The following is an 18,295-nucleotide window of genomic DNA, read 5'->3' on the forward strand; positions in this document are numbered from 1 at the left end:
GCCTGGTGTGGGCGGCGGATATGGTCCTCAATTTCCGGCGTGAGGCTGCCGTTGATGTGGATGCCGCAGATGCGGCATCTCGGTCCGTTGATGATGCGCGATTATCAAGAGACTCTGCCAACACGGTGGAACGCGAATGGTTCAACCAAACCAAATTGACCGCCGAGATCCGCAAAACATCTACAGATCCCTCAAGATCAAGAACGGGACCGCGCCTTTTACGAACTTACCTTCGCACCTGCCTATCCGGAACTGCGTCCGTTGCTGCCGCAATTGACCGTGCCCGCGCTGATCGTGGCAGGCGGAAGACCGCCTGATCCGTTCTGGTACTTTGAAGCCATTTCCACAGAAATTCCAATGCGCAACTTGAGATCATTCCCCAATGCGGGCATGTGCCGCAGAGAATTATCCTATGGAATTTATGGAAGTTGTACCTAAATATTTGGACATTCCATGAGTTCACTATTATTGTTGCAAAAAGCCAGAGATCGCTCCTGATTCACCCTCGAAGATATAAACTAGAAACCTCATTCAAGCCAAGCTATCGCGGAAACAAGCCCGTCCGCTTTCATTTTAGAAGGGTTCATCTAGCGCATTGCCGCGCAGTTGGCGCGTTTCGTGATAGCCTATTCCGGGTTCGCCGAGCGCGGTAGGGGAGCTTGTTGCCATTGGACCTGATGGGGTTTGGAACAATTTACGCTATTGGCTAAAGAGAGGCTGCTTCCTTTCAACGGTGCGCCAGACCCTTGAAAACCGCGTTGCAAAATTATCGGCAGGAAGTCAATCTCTTCAAGTTTCCGGACGCAGTTGATCGTGTTATCGATACCGAAGGGCGCATCCGTTACATTCATTACAGCGCCAATCGCATGGATTACCCCGATACCGAAATTTTCTTCAACGTAAGAGATGGATTGAATAAAGCATCAGGGAATGGCAGCACTTGGACGCATTGCCTCTTCCCGGTTCCGGCGAGACTTCCCTCGCGGGTGGGCGTATTTGAAATCCGCCTGCGCGCCTCATTTCGGACCCGCGCGGATCGCCATTCTCGAAACGCCAGCCGGCTTTGAGTTTAACGCCTCCTCGTTGCCGGGCGCGTGGGTGAGTTTCTCAAGACCCGTTTACAGAACTACAAACCCATATCGACCTGGTCCCCGCCCGCAAAAAGGGACGGAGTTCAGCCCCGATAATCCCGACATCCTCAAACCATTGTTGCAAGCCAACATCATCTTTATGGGACCCGGCAGCCCCGTTATGTTGCCCGCCAATTAAAAGACACCCTGGCATGGGACATTATCCGTGCGCGGCACGGCAGGTGCCACATTGATCTTGCCTCCGCCGCGACGATCTCGGTGGGGCAATGGGTTTTGCCGGTCTATGAAGTCTACAAAGTGGGGTGAAGATGTGTCATGTGAAGATGGGCTTATTTTTTCTCTGATTTTGGAAATGCACGTTTTCCTTCGTCCCGCACTGGAATAATTCAGAAGGCGGCGTGGACCCGGGATACCAGCCGCTGTTTTGTGGGCATGGAGCGATTCGAACAATGGCGCGCCTTAATCACCGGCAGAGAAATGTCATTGTTGGGTTGGATGAACATTCTGGCATTGTTATAGACTTTAAAGCTGGTTTGTGACATGCATGGTGTCAGTTCGGTGACGGTGATGAATGCATCTGAAACAAAGATGCACGCTTCTGGCGCAAGTTTCCCCCCTCGCATGCCAGGTAGGGCGCGGTGAACCTCCCGCTGTAGACGGTATCCGCCCTGAGGTGTGGACAGGCCTCACTGCGGCTCAACCTTCATCAGCAGAAGGACCCTCCGAAGCAGTGCTCGTCTTGTTAGAGCAGCGCAAACAAGCCATAAATAAAGACTTTGCCGCCTCAGACCGTTTGCGTGATGAGATCGCCGCGCTCGGCTGGAAGGTAAAAGACACAAAAGAGGGACAATCTGGAGAAAGTGGGGTCAGCAAACGTCCCATCACCACACGGACACGAGTCCCGCCACAGTGCCCCATCGCATCCCCACTTGGTAGTTGCCAGTATGGACGCCATCCCACCGAGAAACAGACGATTACGAGTGTAAAGAACCATCAGCCCACGTCTTTGAGGATTTTGGCGCGGGCGTGTTCGGTCCTTTGGGGGTAGATGGAAGGTTGGAGGGTAAGGCTGAAGAGCAAAAGGTGACTACCATCGGGCTGACGGATGAAAAAACAAACGATAACATGTTAAAAGTTAAAATAGAGAAAACCGGAAAGCATTGCGACATTAACTCTCGGAATTTCAGATAAACAACCGAGGCAGCCAAACTTATGAAAGATATTCAATTAACTGATCATGGACCAATCTGGCTTATATTGATTCCCCCGTTATTTCAATATGCAAAACATGCTTTTTCATTGTTACAAGTGTTTCTATGCTTTTAATTGGCCTTGATTGCAACCATTCAGGTCTACTTCCCAGGTTTTAAGCCTCTTTTAATCCTTGAGCTATCCCATAAGTCCTCCCAATTCCTCAAGATCAATATTGCTCAACTTGGAATTCGCTTGTTATAATCGCTAATATCTCTCTGCTCTGGGAAGAGGTCCCAAAATATCTATGGAATTTTTATTAGAGTCAAAATAACTTCTTGCCTCTCATTGGTCTTATTAAGAGGAAAACACGGCGAGCTTAACATATCCCCACCCTCTACAAACAGGGGCTTCATTTTTATATTGATGATCTTTGAATAACTATTGAAGGTAACTTTGAAATAAAAAAACTTTCCGTGAGGAAAACTTTTTTGTTTACCACCCTACCATGCCGACTGATTTTCATATCAGGGTTGCCGCCCAATTATCATGTAAGGCTCCCTACCAATCTGCTAATAATGTGATTATTGGTTATTCCAACTTAAAATCGAGTCTTAGCCAGGTTGACCCGCAACTACAGCTATGGCTGCTATACCATCTCTGATCCATACAACGTCAGAGCTATCCAGGGTTCGTAACATCCAGAGTTCATGTCTCATCTCCGTGGTTCACGATGTTCCTTTGCGCGAGCTCATAAACTATTTGCAGACCAGAGCCATCGACCCCTTCAAACCTTGCACCCTTGCCGCTTTGTCAATTTCTCCAAAATAACTCTTCTTTTTATTAAGTCCTCATCTGAGAATTATTCGTCTGGGTTATAAAAATTCCTATTTCGTATTTTGGGTTACCCGTAATAATGTCCGGTTTTCCGTAGGTGTGACTATCGCTGATTGTCGAGTGCACGCCGCTTTTTACTTATCAAAAGCATCTCCCTGAAGATACACCTCATCTTATTACAAGATGTAACAAAATTCCCGTATATTACTTGCCGATGTTATCAAGTCCTTTTGTTAAACAATCCCTCTAGGCCTGACCAAATGCTAAAGGTAAGCATTGGGCCGCCTAACCAATGCGGTTTCTGATAACCAATCCCAAAAGTTAACCATAATTAGTTGGAGAAGTCCATTTTAAGAAAAATCTTGCCGCCCCTTTTCCTCCTCCTGTTTCGCCTGCGCCACAGACGCCACTCCCGCCCATCGCGCCGCACTGACAGCATTCTGTTTGGCTTGCTCTTGCGCCTTGTACTCCTCCGCAATGGACACCGCATTTCGCCCCCTGCCCGTTGAGCCCCAATGCCTTCTGGCGTTCATACTCTGCATTGCTCTCCTGCCGCGCAATGTATCCCGCCGTCTGCTTATACGCGGACAGTTTCTCTTCCTGTGTCATGTCTGCCTGTGCTGCTTTGGCAATGGCAGCCTGTGCTTTCGCATTCTGTTCTGCCTGCAAGGCTCCCACAATGCGCTTCTCCTGCATCATGGCTTGGTACGCCTTGCGTCCCGCATTCGTCCTGCCGCCGCCATCTCCTCCTTCATCCCCGCCGCCGCTGTTGCGCAGGGCAGCGAGACGCGCCGCTTCCTCATCCGCCCGCTTGCGCTGCCACTCCGCCAGGGTCGCTCCCAGCAGAAATGAGGTAGCCGGTTCATTTGATTCGGCTTATTTTTTGCGAATCAAAAACAATATCATTCTGCCTATAAAGACACCTACCATCCCAATAATCCACAAGTTTAGAAAAGAAACATCATTCATCTTTGGCTTTTTTATCCTTTTTTCTTTTCTGAATGAAATTATGCACATTTGTCTGTATTGTCCAAAGCATACCAATATATGCACCAAAGCCCATCAGCGAAAAAACAAATAACCCGCTTGGAGATTCAAAGATTTTCGCGATAAATACCAACCCTACCCCTATGATAGGCACCCAAAACGACACAAATTTCCAAAATTTCATACCTTTTTCAGGTGATGGGCTTATGTATTCTTCAGCCATTTCCTTTGATAATTGAGGATTAAATACTGGAACAAGAACAGCCACAATAATCAATGCCGGAAATGCAATCCATACCCATGGCTGTGGAACACTCCAATAGATCATACGTAGTGGTATATAACCAAAACTAAATATTATTAAGATAACTGCTCCCAAAAAGCCAAGAAGTTCATATTTTTTGTCCAGTAAAATATGCATCTCGCCTATGATTAGTAAACACAATGTTATAAAAACACCCACATAAAAGAAATGAAAATCGTAGTATCCTAAATTATTAGGGGAAATACCAACTAACCCGCTAATACCTAATCCAACCAACACAATCAAGATAAAAAACTTGAGTATTTCACTTATTTTTTTTCTCATTTTCATGAATCCAAATAGTTATTAATAGCCTTTTTAATTTTTTCGTTATATGTAAGATTAAGTCCTATGTCAATTAACATGGCTGTTCCAGCGGTTATACCTAAAACTATTGGCGCGGAAACTACAATAGCTGGAGCCAACACAGGCAACAGAGCTACTACACCCGCTACAACTAATGCCGCTGCCAGCCCTGCAACAACCGATTGAACCAAATCCACGCCACTAGAGACTGCAAACTCCTGGCTGATGATTCTCTTATCTTTATTTTCACCCAAGCCGTAATCATAGGCGTTAAAACCTATGGTTGTGAGCACATCCAAGGGTCCCGACTTGATCGCCGATTCCATCACTTCTTTTGCAAGGCTTTGCATTCCTTCTTTCGTAACTGTTTTCAAGGTCGCCTCAGCAATATCGTCCTGCGCTTTCGCATTCTGTGCTGCATCATGGCTTGGTACGCCTTGCGTCCCGCATTCATCCTGCCGCCGCTGTCTCCTTCATCCCCGCCTCCGCTGTTTCGCAGGGCGGCGAGACGCGCCGCTTCCTCTTCTGCCACACAGGATCTTCGTGTTGGAGGCTGGAGCTAACGAGGAACATGGCAAGTAGTATTTTTACAGGTTTGAATCTTGGGGTGTGTCTATTTTGCATGTCCCCGCTCCTATGTTTTTATTTTTTTAGATTTTATTGCATAGGATGCGGGAATGGGCTTTCAAATTTATTAGGGAGAAAGCCAGCTTTTGCAGAAAAACCGTACCGCCGCCGAAACCGGAAAACTACGTTAAAATTTGACCAAGGATACAGGAGACCTAAATGCGCGCGGTAGACATCATCATAAAAAAACGCGAGAACGAACAACTCACCGCACAGGAGATCGATTTCTTTGTGCGCGGCTTTACCAATGGAGATATTCCAGATTATCAGGCATCTGCCTTTGCCATGGCGGTCTTGCTGAATGGCATGACCAACTTTGAAACCACAGACTTAACCCTTTCCATGGCGCGTTCGGGGCAGGTGCTCGACCTTTCCAAGATCGTGGATGTTGCCGTGGATAAGCATTCCTCCGGCGGTGTAGGGGATAAGACCAGCATCTCGGTCATGCCGATGGTGGCAGCCTGCGGCTTGCCCGTTGGGAAAATGTCGGGGCGCGGGCTTGGCTTTAGCGGCGGTACGCTCGACAAGCTTGAATCCATCCCCGGCTACCGGGTGGACTTGACCACCGAAGAATTCAAAACGCAACTAAAAGAAAAAGGCATCGTCCTCACCGGGCAATCGCTTGACCTCGCCCCGGCAGATGGGAAAATGTACGCGCTGCGCGATGTGACCGGAACGGTTCCGTCCATGCCGTTGATCGCCTCATCCATCATGTGCAAGAAGATCGCAGCAGGCGCCACTGCCATCGTGCTGGATGTCAAAGTGGGCTTGGGCGCTTTTATGGAAACACTGGAACAAGGGCGCGAACTTGCCGAATTAATGGTGGATATCGGTCGCCTTGCCGGGCGCAAGACCGTAGCCCTGCTATCCGATATGAACCAACCACTCGGTTCGGCAGTGGGCAACTCACTGGAAATGATCGAAGCCATCGAAACCCTGCACGGCAAGGCTCCCGCCGATTACATGGAGCATTGTCTGCATGTCACGGCGCATGTCTTGGTGCTTGGCGGGCGGGCGAAGGACCTGGCAGAAGGGCGTGCTTTGGCGCAACGCTCCATTGACGATGGCAGTGCGTTGGATAAACTGCGGTTATTGGTAAGAGCGCAGGGTGGTGACGTTTCGTATGTGGATGACACCTCCAAATTTGAGCGCGCAAAACTCATCGAGGTGGTCAAGGCGCCTCAAAGCGGATTCATTTCCCAGGTCCATGCCCGAACCGTGGGCGAAGCCTCGGTCGCTTTGGGGGCTGGGCGCGCCAAAAAAGGCGATCCCATCGACCATGCGGTTGGGTTCCTTATCCTCAAAAAAGTGGGCGATGCCGTGCAGGCTGGTGAAGCGCTGTGCGAGATCCATGCCAATGATGCCGAAAAACTAAAAGAAGCGCATCAGGCTGTCCTCTCCGCTTTTCAATTCAGCCCCGAACCTGTACCGCCATTACCTCTGTTTTACGAGTAAAATATAGCGTATAGCCTTGCGATTTTCACTGGAATCAGGCATACTTAATTAACAGGAACCCGGTAATGGCAAAAGTTTCACTGCGAATTTATAACCGCGAAATTGAGCGTCTCGTCGAACAAGGACATACGGATGAGGCGATTGCTCATTGCCGCCACATTCTAAAGACCTTTCCCAAACATCTTGAAACCTATCGCTTGCTCGGCAAGGCGTATCTCGAAGCCCGCCGCTATGGTGAAGCCGTTGATATTTTCGGGCGCCTGCTCATGGCTGTGCCCGATGATTTTGTCGCACATGTCGGCTTGAGCATCATTCGCGATGAAGAGAATAAGCTCGACGATGCCATCTGGCATATGGAACGCGCCTTTGAAGTGCAGTCATCCAATGGTGCCATTCAAGGTGAACTTCAACGTTTATACGGCCGGCGTGATGGTATGGAGCCGCCCAAGATCCGCATGACGCGCGGCGCTTTGGCGCGCATTTATGTGTTGGGTGAGTTGTATCCGCAGGCGATCGCAGAGATCCGCAGCGTGCTGGCAGAAGATTCGCAGCGTGTGGATATGCAGGTCTTGCTGGCGCATTCTCTATTCAAAAGCGGGCTGCGCTCCGATGCCACCGATATTTGCAATCAATTACTAAAACGCTACGCATATAGTTTCGATGCGAACCGCATCATGGTGGAGCTTTTACCTGCAACTGCCGGGGTTGAAAGTACGCAGGTCTATCGTATGCATATCTCGGAAATGGATCCCTATTCCAATTTTGCCAAGGGTTCCATCTTCCAAACCAGCGATGTGCCAGATGCATCCGTCAGCCTGGAACGGCTCGAATATTCCGGTGAAGAAGTGCCAATGGGGCAGGATTGGAACAACGCCTCTCTTGGTTTCTCATCTGTGCCGCCGCTGGGTGATGGACTCTCTTTTGGAAATGAACAACCTGAATGGCTGCGTGGGTCTGGGGATGAAACGCCTCAGTCCTCCGACATGCCTGAATCTCAAGCCGATGCCGGAGAAAGCATCCCGGACTTTTTGCGCAGTGCCGGGTGGGGCGCATCCAATGGACCGGAAACGCCTACCTCCATATTTGATGAAGAGCCTGCAGATAGCAACATCGTCCAGGCAGATATTCCCGACTGGTTGAAGTCACAAGCGCCTTCGGCATCTCAAGCGGTTGCATCTGAACCGCTCATCGAAACGTCAAACCTGCTTGGCAGCATGGACGACTCCTTCGATCCCTTCGGCGGAGTGGATACGCCAATCGGCGATACACCCGACTGGTTGAAGAACGCAAGCGAGCCCGCAGCGCCGATCGTTCCCTCCATTGAAACATCGCGCTCGCAGCCGCTTGAAACGTCCAGTGATGTTCCAGATTGGCTAAAGGGATTGGATACTCCTGCTGCAGAAGCTGCTCCAGAAAATGGCGACACACCAGACTGGCTGGCTGGCTTGGGCGGCATGACGGCCGTTGCGGCTGTTTCTGCCAATGAAGACCTCACTGCGGCTGAGTCTACGAACCTGCCCGATTGGCTTCAGGCATCTGAACCTCAAAAGGAATCTCCAGCAGCCTCTGTTGAAACCCTCGGTGCATCGGCTCAGGAACAAGATGACGCCGTTGCCTGGCTTGAGTCGCTGGCGGCGAAGCATGGCGCCAAGCCTGAAGAACTCGTCACTGACCCGAATAAGCGTAGTGAAACTCCGCCCGAATGGGTGGCACAGGCGCAGAATGTCGGTGCACAGGCTGCACCCTCCGTAGAAACCCTCGGTGCATCGGCTCAGGAACAGGATGATGCCGTTGCTTGGCTTGAGTCTCTGGCGGCAAAGCATGGTGCCAAACCTGAAGAACTCGTCACTGACCCGAATAAGCGTAGTGAAACTCCGCCCGAATGGGTGGCGCAGGCGCAGAACGTTGGTGCGCAAGCTGCTGCGCCCTCCGTAGAAAACCTCGGTGCATCGGCTCAAGAACAAGATGATGCCGTTGCCTGGCTTGAGTCACTGGCGGCAAAGCATGGTGCCAAACCTGAAGAACTCGTCACCGATCCGAACAAACGTAGTGAAACTCCGCCCGAATGGGTGGCACAAGCTCAAAGCATTGGCGCACAGGCTCCGGCTGAGTCTGAACCGGTCAAGCCGGAATGGAGCGAGACCGCTGCCAACGTCGGCGAAGAATTCTTTGCCGAATTTGAAAAAGCATCATCATCTCAACCAGACATGGATGCGACTGGCATGTGGCTGAAGAGTCTCGATGAAGATGAAAAAGAGACACCTGTTGCCGATTCTTCCGATCTGCCTGATTGGATGAAGCCCGAAGCCCAAGAGGAACAACCTCTCGAGCGTGGTTCGATCCCTGAATGGTTGAACGATACTGAACCCGTTCAAAATCAAAGACAGCCCGGTTCGCTCGATACTTCGAGCCTGCCAGATTGGCTTGGCGGCTTGGATAAACCCGAAGAGCCCGACCTTGTCACCGAAGAATCGCTTGTAAAGAATCAAGACCTTACAGACTGGCTCAGTGGTTTGGATGATGAGCCCGGTTTGAATATTGACCCGGCAACTCTGCGGGCGCCACAACCGCCGCTTGAAACCAAAACCCCGGCGGGCAAGCCCGTTGCTGAAGAAGCCCTTCCGGATTGGATGCAGCCTAAAGAAGCTGAGACTGAAGAAGAGGATTCCTGGAAGCCTCCGGTTACCGCGACTCATGCTGAGCCGGAAGCCGCAGAAGAAGATACCTGGAAGCCCGTTGAAGTGACGCCTCCTGCCGCGCCTCAAGCTGTTCCTGTTTCTTTGAGCTCTGACCTGCCTGACTGGCTGCAAAGCATGGACGAAGAACAAGCCGAAGGTAACGGAGACGATACGCCGCCGTGGGTTCATCGTGAACAGTGGGAAGCAGACGGCGCAGTTACTGCCCAGCCGCCCAAGCCTACTTCACCTTCAGACTGGCAGCCTGTTGCTGCCGCACAAAAACAGGAACCGGCAGAACAGCCTGTTCCGCAACAGACGCGTGGAGGACAACGTTTAATGCAAAACCCGCCTTCTCCTGAGCCAGTTGCTCCGGCAGAAAAGAAGAAATCACCTGCCAAACAACAGCAGGGTTTGCCTCGCCAGCGAAAACCGGAGGCACAGGGAACTGTCAACGTCCTGGGACTTGCCAAGTCTGAGTTGGATCGCGGCGATATCCCCGAAGCGTTGGTGCATTACGGCAAGTTGATCAAAAAAGGCAAACATCTGGAAGAGGTCATTGGCAATCTGACCGAGTCTCTCTACCGTTACCCGGTGGAGGTCAGCATTTGGCAGGCTCTCGGTGATGCTTACATGCGCGCGAACCGGCTCAAGGAAGCCCTTGAAGCCTACAATAAGGCAGAAGAATTAATTCGGTAAAAAACAAAACCTGACAGGTCTCGCAAGACCTGTCAGGTTTTGTAATCACTTTTTGGAGGAACTCTGTGGAAAGAACGCTCGTACTAGTAAAACCTGATGGTGTTCAGCGCGGCTTGATCGGCGAAGTGATCGCCCGCTTCGAACGCCGTGGACTGCGCCTGGTCGCTGCAAAATTCATTCAGGTCAGCCAATCGTTGGCTGAAACGCATTATGCCGAACACAAAGGCAAGCCCTTTTACGAAGGGCTGATCTCATATATCACCTCTGCGCCCGTGATGGCGATGGTTTGGGAAGGTCCCAACGCTGTTGCTGCCGTCCGCCAGACAGTCGGCTCGACCAAGCCTGTCGAATCTGCGCCTGGTACGATCCGTCATGACTTTGCCCTCGAAGTTGGGCGCAACCTCATCCACGCTTCCGACAAGCCCGAAACAGGCGAACGTGAAGTAGCTCTCTGGTTCAAGAAGGAAGAACTTGTAGACTGGAAACGCGCTGTGGATGCCTGGGTATTTGAGAAGTAAGTCTGTCTAATTGAACTAAAAACACACCACGAAATTATTTCGTGGTGTGTTTTTTTTGAGCTTAATGAGTACTCTTAAGGTTTGATGAACAAGCCGAGATGGTTTCCAACCGGACGTTCTTTACCGGGCTGGTTCATTTCGATGGGTGAATTCAAGACACGGGCTTTTCCGTCAACGCCGCGGATGACCATGGCGGAGGAGCCGCCTCCATCCATATTGGCGCCGGTATGGACGCCATACGAGATCAGCAGTTCCGCCAACTCAGGGAAGGTGACGCCTTCGCTGTAGCCGGTCTGCCGCCCATCTACCACCATCAGAGTCAGCCAGCGTCCATTGCGGTTCAGCCCAATGGCTGTGCGCGGATTTGGAACCTGAGCCGCAAGATTTTTGACAACCTTCCCATCTGTAACCACCATACGGTCACCGGAAACTGCATTGAAGACCTGCCCGGGCTGGTTGTTAAAAGTGAACTGATTTTTCTTCCCTATGTGAACAACAGGCTGCGCGGTCTTCTTGGGGGAATAGATCTTTCCGCGTGATGCCGCATAATCGCTGATGCGTACAGGGTCGCCTCCATTTGGGCAAAGTGCAACGGGGTCATTGGACGAGTCCAGATAGCTGAAGTAGCCACCGTTGATGGCAGCGTGCAGTTTAAATTCCTCAAGGAATTGGGATGTGGTACGGGTGCAGAGGACATCCGTATTATTTGAGGATGGAGTCACCAGGAATTCAAGCTTCAGGGTTTGCAGGTCGATGGCGAGCACATGCACTACGATCGGACGCGGGGAGGTCAGGTCTTTTCGGAGGTACGTGACACCTGAGAAAAGTTTTTGAGTGATCGAATTGGGGCGGCTGGAGGTACTGACCTGAATAAGGAAATCGCGCGATATCCAGCCGGTGCTTCCGTCTAATTTCTCGGTTTTCAACCATTGTGCATTTGATTCGTCGAGACCCGGGACAACATCATTCTTAACGAGGGTGGAGATGATCTTCGCCGTCAGATTCGGCGTCTCACGCAAGTTGAGGCTGGAGGTGTTAACGCGATACCAGTTCTTGTCACTGTGAGCAGGGGTAACCACAGACGGCGGCGGCTCATTTGAAGGATTATGCACACTGATAAGGTATTCACCAAAACTCCAGCCGGTTCGGGTGCCGTCTTTGCTGCGCGCTTTTATCCATTGATTGTTGGGGCTGGTATCCAGTTTCTCTACCAATTCGCCAAAGGTGAATGTGCCAGTTGAATCGTACTCAAGACCAGGTCCGGTGCGGATTTTTAATGAAGAAGCCGTAACGCGGTACCAATTTGTATCTTCTTCATCCGGCGGTGGGTTGTTGTTTCCCGTGTCCGTATTGCCGGTTCCTCCTGTACCGCCTGTGCCCGTGCCGCCGCTATCATCTGTGGGTGTGTCGCTGGAGGATCCGCTGATGTTCTGTAAATAGGCGGCAAAACTCCAACCTGTAAGGCTGCCATCTGGAGTGCGGATGTTCAACCAGGTGCCGTCTGCATTGGCTCCGATCTTTTCCACGATCTTATTGAGAGTGATGCTCCCAATTTGATTGAACGACAGCCCGGCTCCCTCACGGACTTTGAGTGAAGCGACAGTAACACGGTAGTTTTTGCTTGGCGGTGGTGGAGGTGGGAGAGGAGTATCACTTAACCCGAAACGCTGGCGGAAGGCAGCGAGATCGCCGTTGAAGTAGTTTAGGTCAATGTTAAGGCTTTCGACTCCATAAATGGCACCGTCGCCATTGTCGGTGAATTGCCACAGCGTCCAAGTATCCCAGGGTTGAGGCACTAGTGGAGAGTTGACGCCATAATTTGCGATCCAGAGCGGATATTGTTCGAAGTATTGCAGCGATGCGTTAGGGATGCCTACACCGGCGGTATTCTCGCGCCAGTAGTAATAACCAGTGTAAATGCCAATCTCTTTGTTGGAAGGAATTAACTGTTTGACGCGCTCGATGAAGTTATACCAATTCTTCCAACCCCTGAATGGACCATTGTAGGTATCTTCAAAATCGCCCCATAAGGGTAGTTCGCCAAAATCACCATCGAACATCGAGACCCATTTTTCAGCTTGTAATTTGGGGTCCACACGGCTGTCGTAGAACCAATATGAACCGCGGGGCAGACCGGCGGCTTTTGCCTCGCGCCAGTTCACTTTGAAATCGCGGTCGCCCCACAGGTTTTGCCCTGCGCGGACTATGACATAATACGCGCTTTCGCGCATTTTTATAAAATTGACGCCTTGCGGGGTTTGAGGATCGTCCTGGTAGAAACTGATATCGGGTCCGATGATGTTTGCCATGAGAGTCTCCTTGTTTGTCATGAACCGGTGAGAATCTTGAATGATCTTTTAATGATTATATCCCAAAGGATTTTCGTTAAGCTACTGGATGTTTTCGAAGTGATGGATAATTGGCGTACTTCCCGGTTTGCCTTCGATGGCGATAACGTCGATCTGCCAGTGTTCGATCTCGTTTTCGGCGGCGTGGTGCGTGGCAGCGTTTAGCATGTGCTCGCGTTTGCGGGCGGTGATCTGGTGTTCGGGGAAAAAGGATTTTGAGGCGGTGAGTGTCTTAACTTCGACAAAGATGGTGGAATTTAATTTTCTGGCGATAATGTCAATTTCCCCATACGGTGTGCGGACGTTGCGGCGGATCACCTCGTAGCCTTTGCCTGCCAGCCAGGCTGCGGCAGTTTCTTCACCCCAGGCGCCAACTTGTTGATTATGTCCGCTCATGAAAGGAATTTCTCCAGAATTTCCTGCAGACGTGTGTGGAGATCCATCTTGCGTGGACCATGAAGCAGACGTTCATACTGGTTCAGCATGATCTTGGTAGTGCGTTCGATGGCGTAAGCAGAAGAAGCTTCTCGTGCTGATCGGCTCATTTGTTTGCGAAGTTCCGGGTCCAGACAGAGGCGGGTGAGTTTGGCGGTGAAAGCTGGCATGTCATGCGTCGCTAAAAAGCCGGTGATGCCGTCCTGAACTGTGTCCCCAACCCCAACAGAGTCAACTCCCATGGTGGGAAGTCCGGCACCCATGGCTTCGATGACCGAAAGCGGATGCACTTCCGTGACGGATGCGGTGGCGAAGATATCGCACATGGCAAGATAGGCGGGGAGTTGGTCGTACGGCACTCTGCCGACCATGCGGATGTGTTCAGGATTATCCAGGGTTTGGATGTGCTCGCGAACTTCCTCTTCGTATTGTTGTATCCCGCCGCCTACCAATAAGAGATGAACGTTCGGTACGGCTTTGGCGATCCCGGCAACAGAATCGATCAGGAAGGGGATGTTCTTTTCAATGGCAATGCGCCCGGCATAAACAATGAGGATGTCTTCCGGTTCGTAGCCATAGTCTGCGCGTGCAAGCGGGGCTGCAGATTGAAAACTGGTCAAGTCCACTCCGTTTGGCACGATCTCAATATCCGCTTCCACTTTGAATTCCCGCAGAACCTTTTCCATTCCTGCCGATGGAGTGATGACGAGGTCCATGGCTTTGCAGAAGGGCGGCATGTATGATTGCAGCATTCCAAGGCTGACCTCTTCCGGCATCATGGGCAGGTAGGCTTGCGCATACAGGTCGTAACGGGAGTGATTGGTGAATATGATCGGGATCTGGACAGGGCGGCAATAGCGCAGGGCAAGGCGTCCGCTCAAAAATGGGTGATGGACATGCACAACGTCCATGCTTTGCAATAGTTTTTTTGCCTCGCGTGAATAACGCATGGAGAGATAGAAGCCTGTATCGGCGAGTTGTACCCCGGGGCTGCGGATGATATTGGTTTCGGAGTCCTCGTATTCGAGGTCGCCGAAGGTAAATACGAAGACCTCATGCCCGGCTTTTTCGAGGGATTGTTTGTTCACCTCGACATAATTTGTGATTCCGCTGATATACGGCTTGTAGCTGTCGACCATCATTCCGATTCGCATATTCTGAATCTACGTTATGCTTGTGCAGATGTCAAGATGACTTTTGTTGGTGGTAGAATATCCGTCCTTTGGATGAAGTGCAAATAATAATAGGCTGCAAGAAACAGGATGTTTTGCAGTACGTGCCTGTGTTTTTAATAATAGCTGTGTCGAATGCCAGGAGTGAACTATGACAGCCAAGTTGATCTTGCGTAACAAGGAATATGAAGTTAAATCTGGAATGGCTTTGCTGGATGCTTTAAAGAAGTGCGGTATCGTTCCAGAGTCGATCATTGCGACCCGTGAAGGCGAGCTGATGACCGAGGATGAGTTGCTGAAAGATGGGGATGTTATAAAGCTTGTGGCTGTGATCTCGGGCGGTTAATTATGAAGTGTAAAAAATGCGGAGAGAGAGCCTCGATCAATATGCGCCAGCATCGCATGGCGTTGTGTAAAGACCACTTTTTGGAATGGATCCCGGAGCAGACGGAACGCTTCATTAAAAAATATAATATGTTCACCCGCGATGAGAAGATCCTTGTAGCGGTTTCAGGCGGTAAGGATTCCCTTTCGTTGTGGGATATTCTTGTACGCCTCGGTTACAAGGCAGATGGTCTGTATCTTGGCTTGGGTATTGACGGTGGAGTTAATTATTCGAACGAGTCTCATCGTCTGACGGAAGAATTTGCACGAGCGAACAACCTTACGCTGCATGTTGTGGATGTTGAAAAAGAATATGGGCATTCCATCCCCGTACTTTCCGAGGTCACTCATCGTGGATATGGCAAGCCTTGCTCGGTATGCGGTTTGACGAAGAGGCATGAAATGAACCGCATCGCACGTGATTTTGGATATGATGTTCTGGCGACAGGGCATAACCTGGATGATGAGGCGGCAGTTTTGTTCGGGAATACACTGCAATGGTCGGCGGATTATCTTTTGCGACAGGGTCCTGTCCTGCCTTCTGCCGAGGGATTGGCGCGCAAAGTAAAACCGCTGTGCCGCTTTTATGAGCGCGAGATGACCGCCTATGCCATTGCCCGCGGCATCGAATATATTTATGATGAATGTCCGTTTGCGGAAGGTGCCACTCAGGTCTTCTACAAAGAGTCGTTGAACCAGTTGGAAAATGTTCGCCCGGGGACGAAATTGACGTTTTACCTGCGCTTCCTGGATGCGCGGCAGAGCGGGGAGTTGTTTGTTCAGCGAGACAAGGATGCGGCGCATATCCATCCTTGCGCGAAATGCGGTCAACCTACGTCTGCGCCCGAGTTGTGTTCATTTTGCCGTATGCTTGAAAAGGCGAGTGAGGTAACTGGTTTATAGATCTGCATGGTGGATACAACAATCCCCTCATTGGTTCTTAAAAAAACTCACCCTTGAAAGCTAGCTTTCAAGGGTGAGTTTTTTTATTGAGCAAGGCTTAGCGAACGACGGTTGCAATGAGCCCTACCAAAAATAACCCAAATGCAATATACCCTGCGATTTGTTCCGAAGTGAAAATGGAGAAGGGCGGTGTCTCAAAGCCAAAACGTTCGGGCTGAATTTGGGCTGGTGCTTCCAATTTACCGAGAAGTGCGTCACGGAAGATCAGTACGTCCGCAGGGCGGTCGTCGGGGTGGAGTGACATAGCCCAAAGAACGGCTCTTTCCACGTGCTGGCTGAGGCGTGGATTTATGTCGATGGGTGGAGTCAGGTTGCGGCTATTGAGGAAGCGCTTGCGTGCCTCGGCAGGCGGTTCATTTGTCAGTAGGTGATAGAGAGTTGCGCCAAAGGAGAAGATATCCGCTTTGGCATCGGTGTGGGTGTCGTCGCCTCCGTATTGTTCAAGCGGAGTGTACAAGGCAGTTCCCTGACCTTGAATGACGGTGATGGTCACTTCGCCGGGTGCCATGATCTTGACCAGACCAAAATCTACAAGTTTGACCAGCCCGCTCGGCATTAATTTGATGTTGCTGGGTTTGATGTCACGGTGAACAATGGGCGGGTCTTGATGATGCAAGTAACTGAGTGCTTCTGCGATCTGGGTTGCCCAGTTGAGGACTTCTTTCTCAGAGAGGAAGGTGTTGCTGCGGCGGGCATCCTGCATTATTTGGCGCAGGTCTTTGCCGGGGATGTAGTCCATTACCAGGTAATCACGCGGACCTTCTGAGAAGAAATCTGATACTTTGGGCAGGTTGGGATGATCGAGGCGCGCGAGAACAGATGCCTCACGAAAGAACTGGTCGCGGGCTTGTGTAAGGACTTCGGATGGGAGAACCTGATTATGCTCTACTTCTTTAAGAGCGCATAAACGCCCCTGCAGGCGAATGTCTTCTGCAAGGTAAATATTACCCGTGCCGCCTTGCCCGATCTGTTCACGGACAATATAGCGCTCACGCAGGGTCTCCCCGTTCATTAATGATAGGGGCAAACCTTCTCCTTCTTGATTTCAAAAACGGTAGTGATGGCGAAGTGATATTTTCGGCGTGTATCACTTTTGCACTATAATCCCATGCACAGAAATCCGCTTTTCTGCTATATTATAAACGCCTTTGCAATATAGAGATGAAATACATGCTCACAAGAGGCGATGAGGAGATTATGGACCGCGAAGAGGAATATCCCATTCTTGTTGCGCAGGACGGTCCCCTAAAGGGGCAGCGCTGGACTTTGAGCCGCACCCTGATGATGGGGCGCGACCCCAGCTGCGATATACAGGTGCAGGATCGTCAGGTGTCACGATTTCATGCACGCATCACTCCGAATCAAGAAGGGGTTACCCTTGAAGATCTCGGGAGTAAGAACGGTACAAATCATAATGGCACGGAGATCACAGGTCCGATCATGTTGCAGGATGGGGATATGCTTGGGATCGCACTGGCTCAGCAATTTACCTTTCTGACATCCGATGCCACCATGCCGCTTGCCGAGAATGGACCGCGTGCCGGGCGGCTTGTGATGGAGCAGAAATCACGTCAGGTTTGGGTGAATCAACAGCAGTTAATTCCGCCATTGTCTGCCCAGCAATTTAAATTGCTTTGGACATTATATGAAAATCAGGGGCAGGTGGTTGAACGTACCAGTCTCGTTTCTGATGTGTGGGGCGAGGATCAGACTGCGGGTGTGTCGGATCAGGCATTGGACGCTTTGATCCGCCGTTTGCGCGACAGGCTGGCAGTGCTCGATCCCGGTCATCAATATATAAACACCGTACGTGGGCATGGTCTGCGATTAGACAACCCACAGATAGGCGAATGATCCAGCATGGATGCACAGTCAGAAAAGGTTTTAGCTCAACTTATACGCAATACGCGCATTGCGTCTCTTGGAACGCTGAGAGATGAAGCGCCGCAGGTTTCCATGGCAGCCTATATTTATGCCGATGATTTTTCGGCATTTTATATTTTTGTGAGCCGTCTCGCCCAGCATACTGTGGATATGCAAAAGGATAACCGTGTAAGCCTGATGATCTGTGAAACAGATGATGGACGCAGTGACCCTCAGACTTTGGCGCGTGTTTCTATTCGCGGCAAGGCAGAGATGATCCAGGTTGGCGAGCCGGGGTTCACTCCGCTAAAGGCGCAATACCTTGTGCGTTTCCCTGAAGCGGAGCAATTGTTCAATATGGTCGATTTTAGTTTTTAACGTTTCACTCCGCGCGGCAAGCGGTATGTGGCAGGTTTTGCCAAAGCATTCAATATCACCGC

Annotated in this window: 19 protein-coding genes; 11 read left to right on the forward strand and 8 right to left on the reverse strand. The window is 50.7% G+C overall.

Going from position 1 to position 18,295, the window contains the following annotated elements:
• Positions 1-20: 20 nt before the first annotated feature.
• From IPG80_RS04550 to IPG80_RS04560, 3 genes are all read left to right on the forward strand, one after another.
• Positions 21-317 carry a hypothetical protein gene (locus tag IPG80_RS04550; protein WP_345103175.1) on the forward strand — a complete coding sequence of 99 codons (297 nt, stop codon included), beginning with the start codon at positions 21-23 and terminating at the stop codon, positions 315-317.
• Positions 318-930: 613 nt separating this feature from the next.
• A complete protein-coding gene (locus IPG80_RS04555; RefSeq protein ID WP_345103177.1) occupies positions 931-1,269 on the forward strand; it encodes a hypothetical protein in 339 nt (112 codons plus the stop codon).
• Positions 1,270-1,662: 393 nt separating this feature from the next.
• Entirely contained in the window at positions 1,663-2,139 is a 477-nt protein-coding gene (locus IPG80_RS04560; protein ID WP_345103253.1) for a hypothetical protein, read from the forward strand.
• 1,301 nt (positions 2,140-3,440) lie between these two features.
• Here IPG80_RS04560 and IPG80_RS04565 read toward each other — a convergent pair.
• On the reverse strand, positions 3,441-3,818 hold the full coding sequence (locus tag IPG80_RS04565; RefSeq protein WP_345103179.1) for a hypothetical protein: 378 nt from the start codon (positions 3,816-3,818) through the stop codon (positions 3,441-3,443).
• 3 nt (positions 3,819-3,821) lie between these two features.
• Here IPG80_RS04565 and IPG80_RS04570 point away from each other — a divergent pair, with 3 nt between their 5' ends.
• Positions 3,822-3,971 carry a hypothetical protein gene (locus IPG80_RS04570; protein WP_345103181.1) on the forward strand — a complete coding sequence of 50 codons (150 nt, stop codon included), beginning with the start codon at positions 3,822-3,824 and terminating at the stop codon, positions 3,969-3,971.
• Between the two features lie 109 nt (positions 3,972-4,080).
• On the opposite strand, the gene IPG80_RS04575 is transcribed toward IPG80_RS04570, so the two are convergent.
• From IPG80_RS04575 to IPG80_RS04585, 3 genes are all read right to left on the reverse strand, one after another.
• On the reverse strand, positions 4,081-4,695 hold the full coding sequence (locus tag IPG80_RS04575; protein ID WP_345103183.1) for a hypothetical protein: 615 nt from the start codon (positions 4,693-4,695) through the stop codon (positions 4,081-4,083).
• A gap of 2 nt (positions 4,696-4,697) precedes the next feature.
• Positions 4,698-5,090 carry a hypothetical protein gene (locus tag IPG80_RS04580; RefSeq protein WP_345103185.1) on the reverse strand — a complete coding sequence of 131 codons (393 nt, stop codon included), beginning with the start codon at positions 5,088-5,090 and terminating at the stop codon, positions 4,698-4,700.
• A gap of 76 nt (positions 5,091-5,166) precedes the next feature.
• Positions 5,167-5,340: a hypothetical protein gene (locus tag IPG80_RS04585; RefSeq protein WP_345103187.1), complete on the reverse strand. Its 174-nt coding sequence runs from the start codon at positions 5,338-5,340 to the stop codon at positions 5,167-5,169.
• A gap of 162 nt (positions 5,341-5,502) precedes the next feature.
• Here IPG80_RS04585 and IPG80_RS04590 point away from each other — a divergent pair, with 162 nt between their 5' ends.
• The 3 genes from IPG80_RS04590 (at position 5,503) to ndk (ending at position 10,690) form a co-directional block, all read left to right on the forward strand.
• Complete coding sequence (locus IPG80_RS04590) at positions 5,503-6,798, forward strand: thymidine phosphorylase (RefSeq protein ID WP_345103189.1); 1,296 nt, start codon at positions 5,503-5,505, stop codon at positions 6,796-6,798.
• Between the two features lie 65 nt (positions 6,799-6,863).
• Complete coding sequence (locus IPG80_RS04595) at positions 6,864-10,172, forward strand: tetratricopeptide repeat protein (RefSeq protein ID WP_345103191.1); 3,309 nt, start codon at positions 6,864-6,866, stop codon at positions 10,170-10,172.
• Positions 10,173-10,237: 65 nt separating this feature from the next.
• A complete protein-coding gene (gene ndk, locus IPG80_RS04600) occupies positions 10,238-10,690 on the forward strand; it encodes a nucleoside-diphosphate kinase (protein ID WP_345103193.1) in 453 nt (150 codons plus the stop codon).
• Positions 10,691-10,764: 74 nt separating this feature from the next.
• Here the strand turns inward: ndk and IPG80_RS04605 are convergent, their stop codons facing one another.
• From IPG80_RS04605 to IPG80_RS04615, 3 genes are all read right to left on the reverse strand, one after another.
• Positions 10,765-12,999 (reverse strand): SH3 domain-containing protein, encoded by a 2,235-nt coding sequence (locus IPG80_RS04605; protein WP_345103195.1) that lies wholly within the window; start codon positions 12,997-12,999, stop codon positions 10,765-10,767.
• Positions 13,000-13,080: 81 nt separating this feature from the next.
• Positions 13,081-13,434: a YraN family protein gene (locus tag IPG80_RS04610; RefSeq protein WP_345103197.1), complete on the reverse strand. Its 354-nt coding sequence runs from the start codon at positions 13,432-13,434 to the stop codon at positions 13,081-13,083.
• Positions 13,431-14,627 carry a glycosyltransferase gene (locus IPG80_RS04615; protein ID WP_345103199.1) on the reverse strand — a complete coding sequence of 399 codons (1,197 nt, stop codon included), beginning with the start codon at positions 14,625-14,627 and terminating at the stop codon, positions 13,431-13,433. The genes IPG80_RS04610 and IPG80_RS04615 overlap by 4 nt, the downstream gene beginning before the upstream one ends.
• A gap of 169 nt (positions 14,628-14,796) precedes the next feature.
• Here IPG80_RS04615 and IPG80_RS04620 point away from each other — a divergent pair, with 169 nt between their 5' ends.
• Complete coding sequence (locus IPG80_RS04620) at positions 14,797-14,991, forward strand: MoaD/ThiS family protein (RefSeq protein ID WP_345103201.1); 195 nt, start codon at positions 14,797-14,799, stop codon at positions 14,989-14,991.
• Positions 14,992-14,993: 2 nt separating this feature from the next.
• Positions 14,994-15,932, forward strand: coding sequence for an ATP-binding protein (locus IPG80_RS04625; protein ID WP_345103203.1), 939 nt, complete (start codon positions 14,994-14,996; stop codon positions 15,930-15,932).
• 97 nt (positions 15,933-16,029) lie between these two features.
• Here IPG80_RS04625 and IPG80_RS04630 read toward each other — a convergent pair whose 3' ends face one another.
• Complete coding sequence (locus IPG80_RS04630) at positions 16,030-17,019, reverse strand: serine/threonine-protein kinase (RefSeq protein WP_345103205.1); 990 nt, start codon at positions 17,017-17,019, stop codon at positions 16,030-16,032.
• Positions 17,020-17,153: 134 nt separating this feature from the next.
• Here IPG80_RS04630 and IPG80_RS04635 point away from each other — a divergent pair, with 134 nt between their 5' ends.
• Both IPG80_RS04635 and IPG80_RS04640 read left to right on the forward strand, forming a co-directional pair.
• Positions 17,154-17,846 carry an FHA domain-containing protein gene (locus IPG80_RS04635; protein WP_345103207.1) on the forward strand — a complete coding sequence of 231 codons (693 nt, stop codon included), beginning with the start codon at positions 17,154-17,156 and terminating at the stop codon, positions 17,844-17,846.
• A gap of 6 nt (positions 17,847-17,852) precedes the next feature.
• Entirely contained in the window at positions 17,853-18,233 is a 381-nt protein-coding gene (locus IPG80_RS04640) for a pyridoxamine 5'-phosphate oxidase family protein (RefSeq protein ID WP_345103209.1), read from the forward strand.
• Positions 18,234-18,295 lie beyond the last annotated feature (62 nt).

Origin of the sequence: Candidatus Villigracilis vicinus, from assembly GCF_016702885.1 — a bacterium.
In the GTDB taxonomy this organism is placed as follows: domain Bacteria; phylum Chloroflexota; class Anaerolineae; order Anaerolineales; family Villigracilaceae; genus Villigracilis; species Villigracilis vicinus.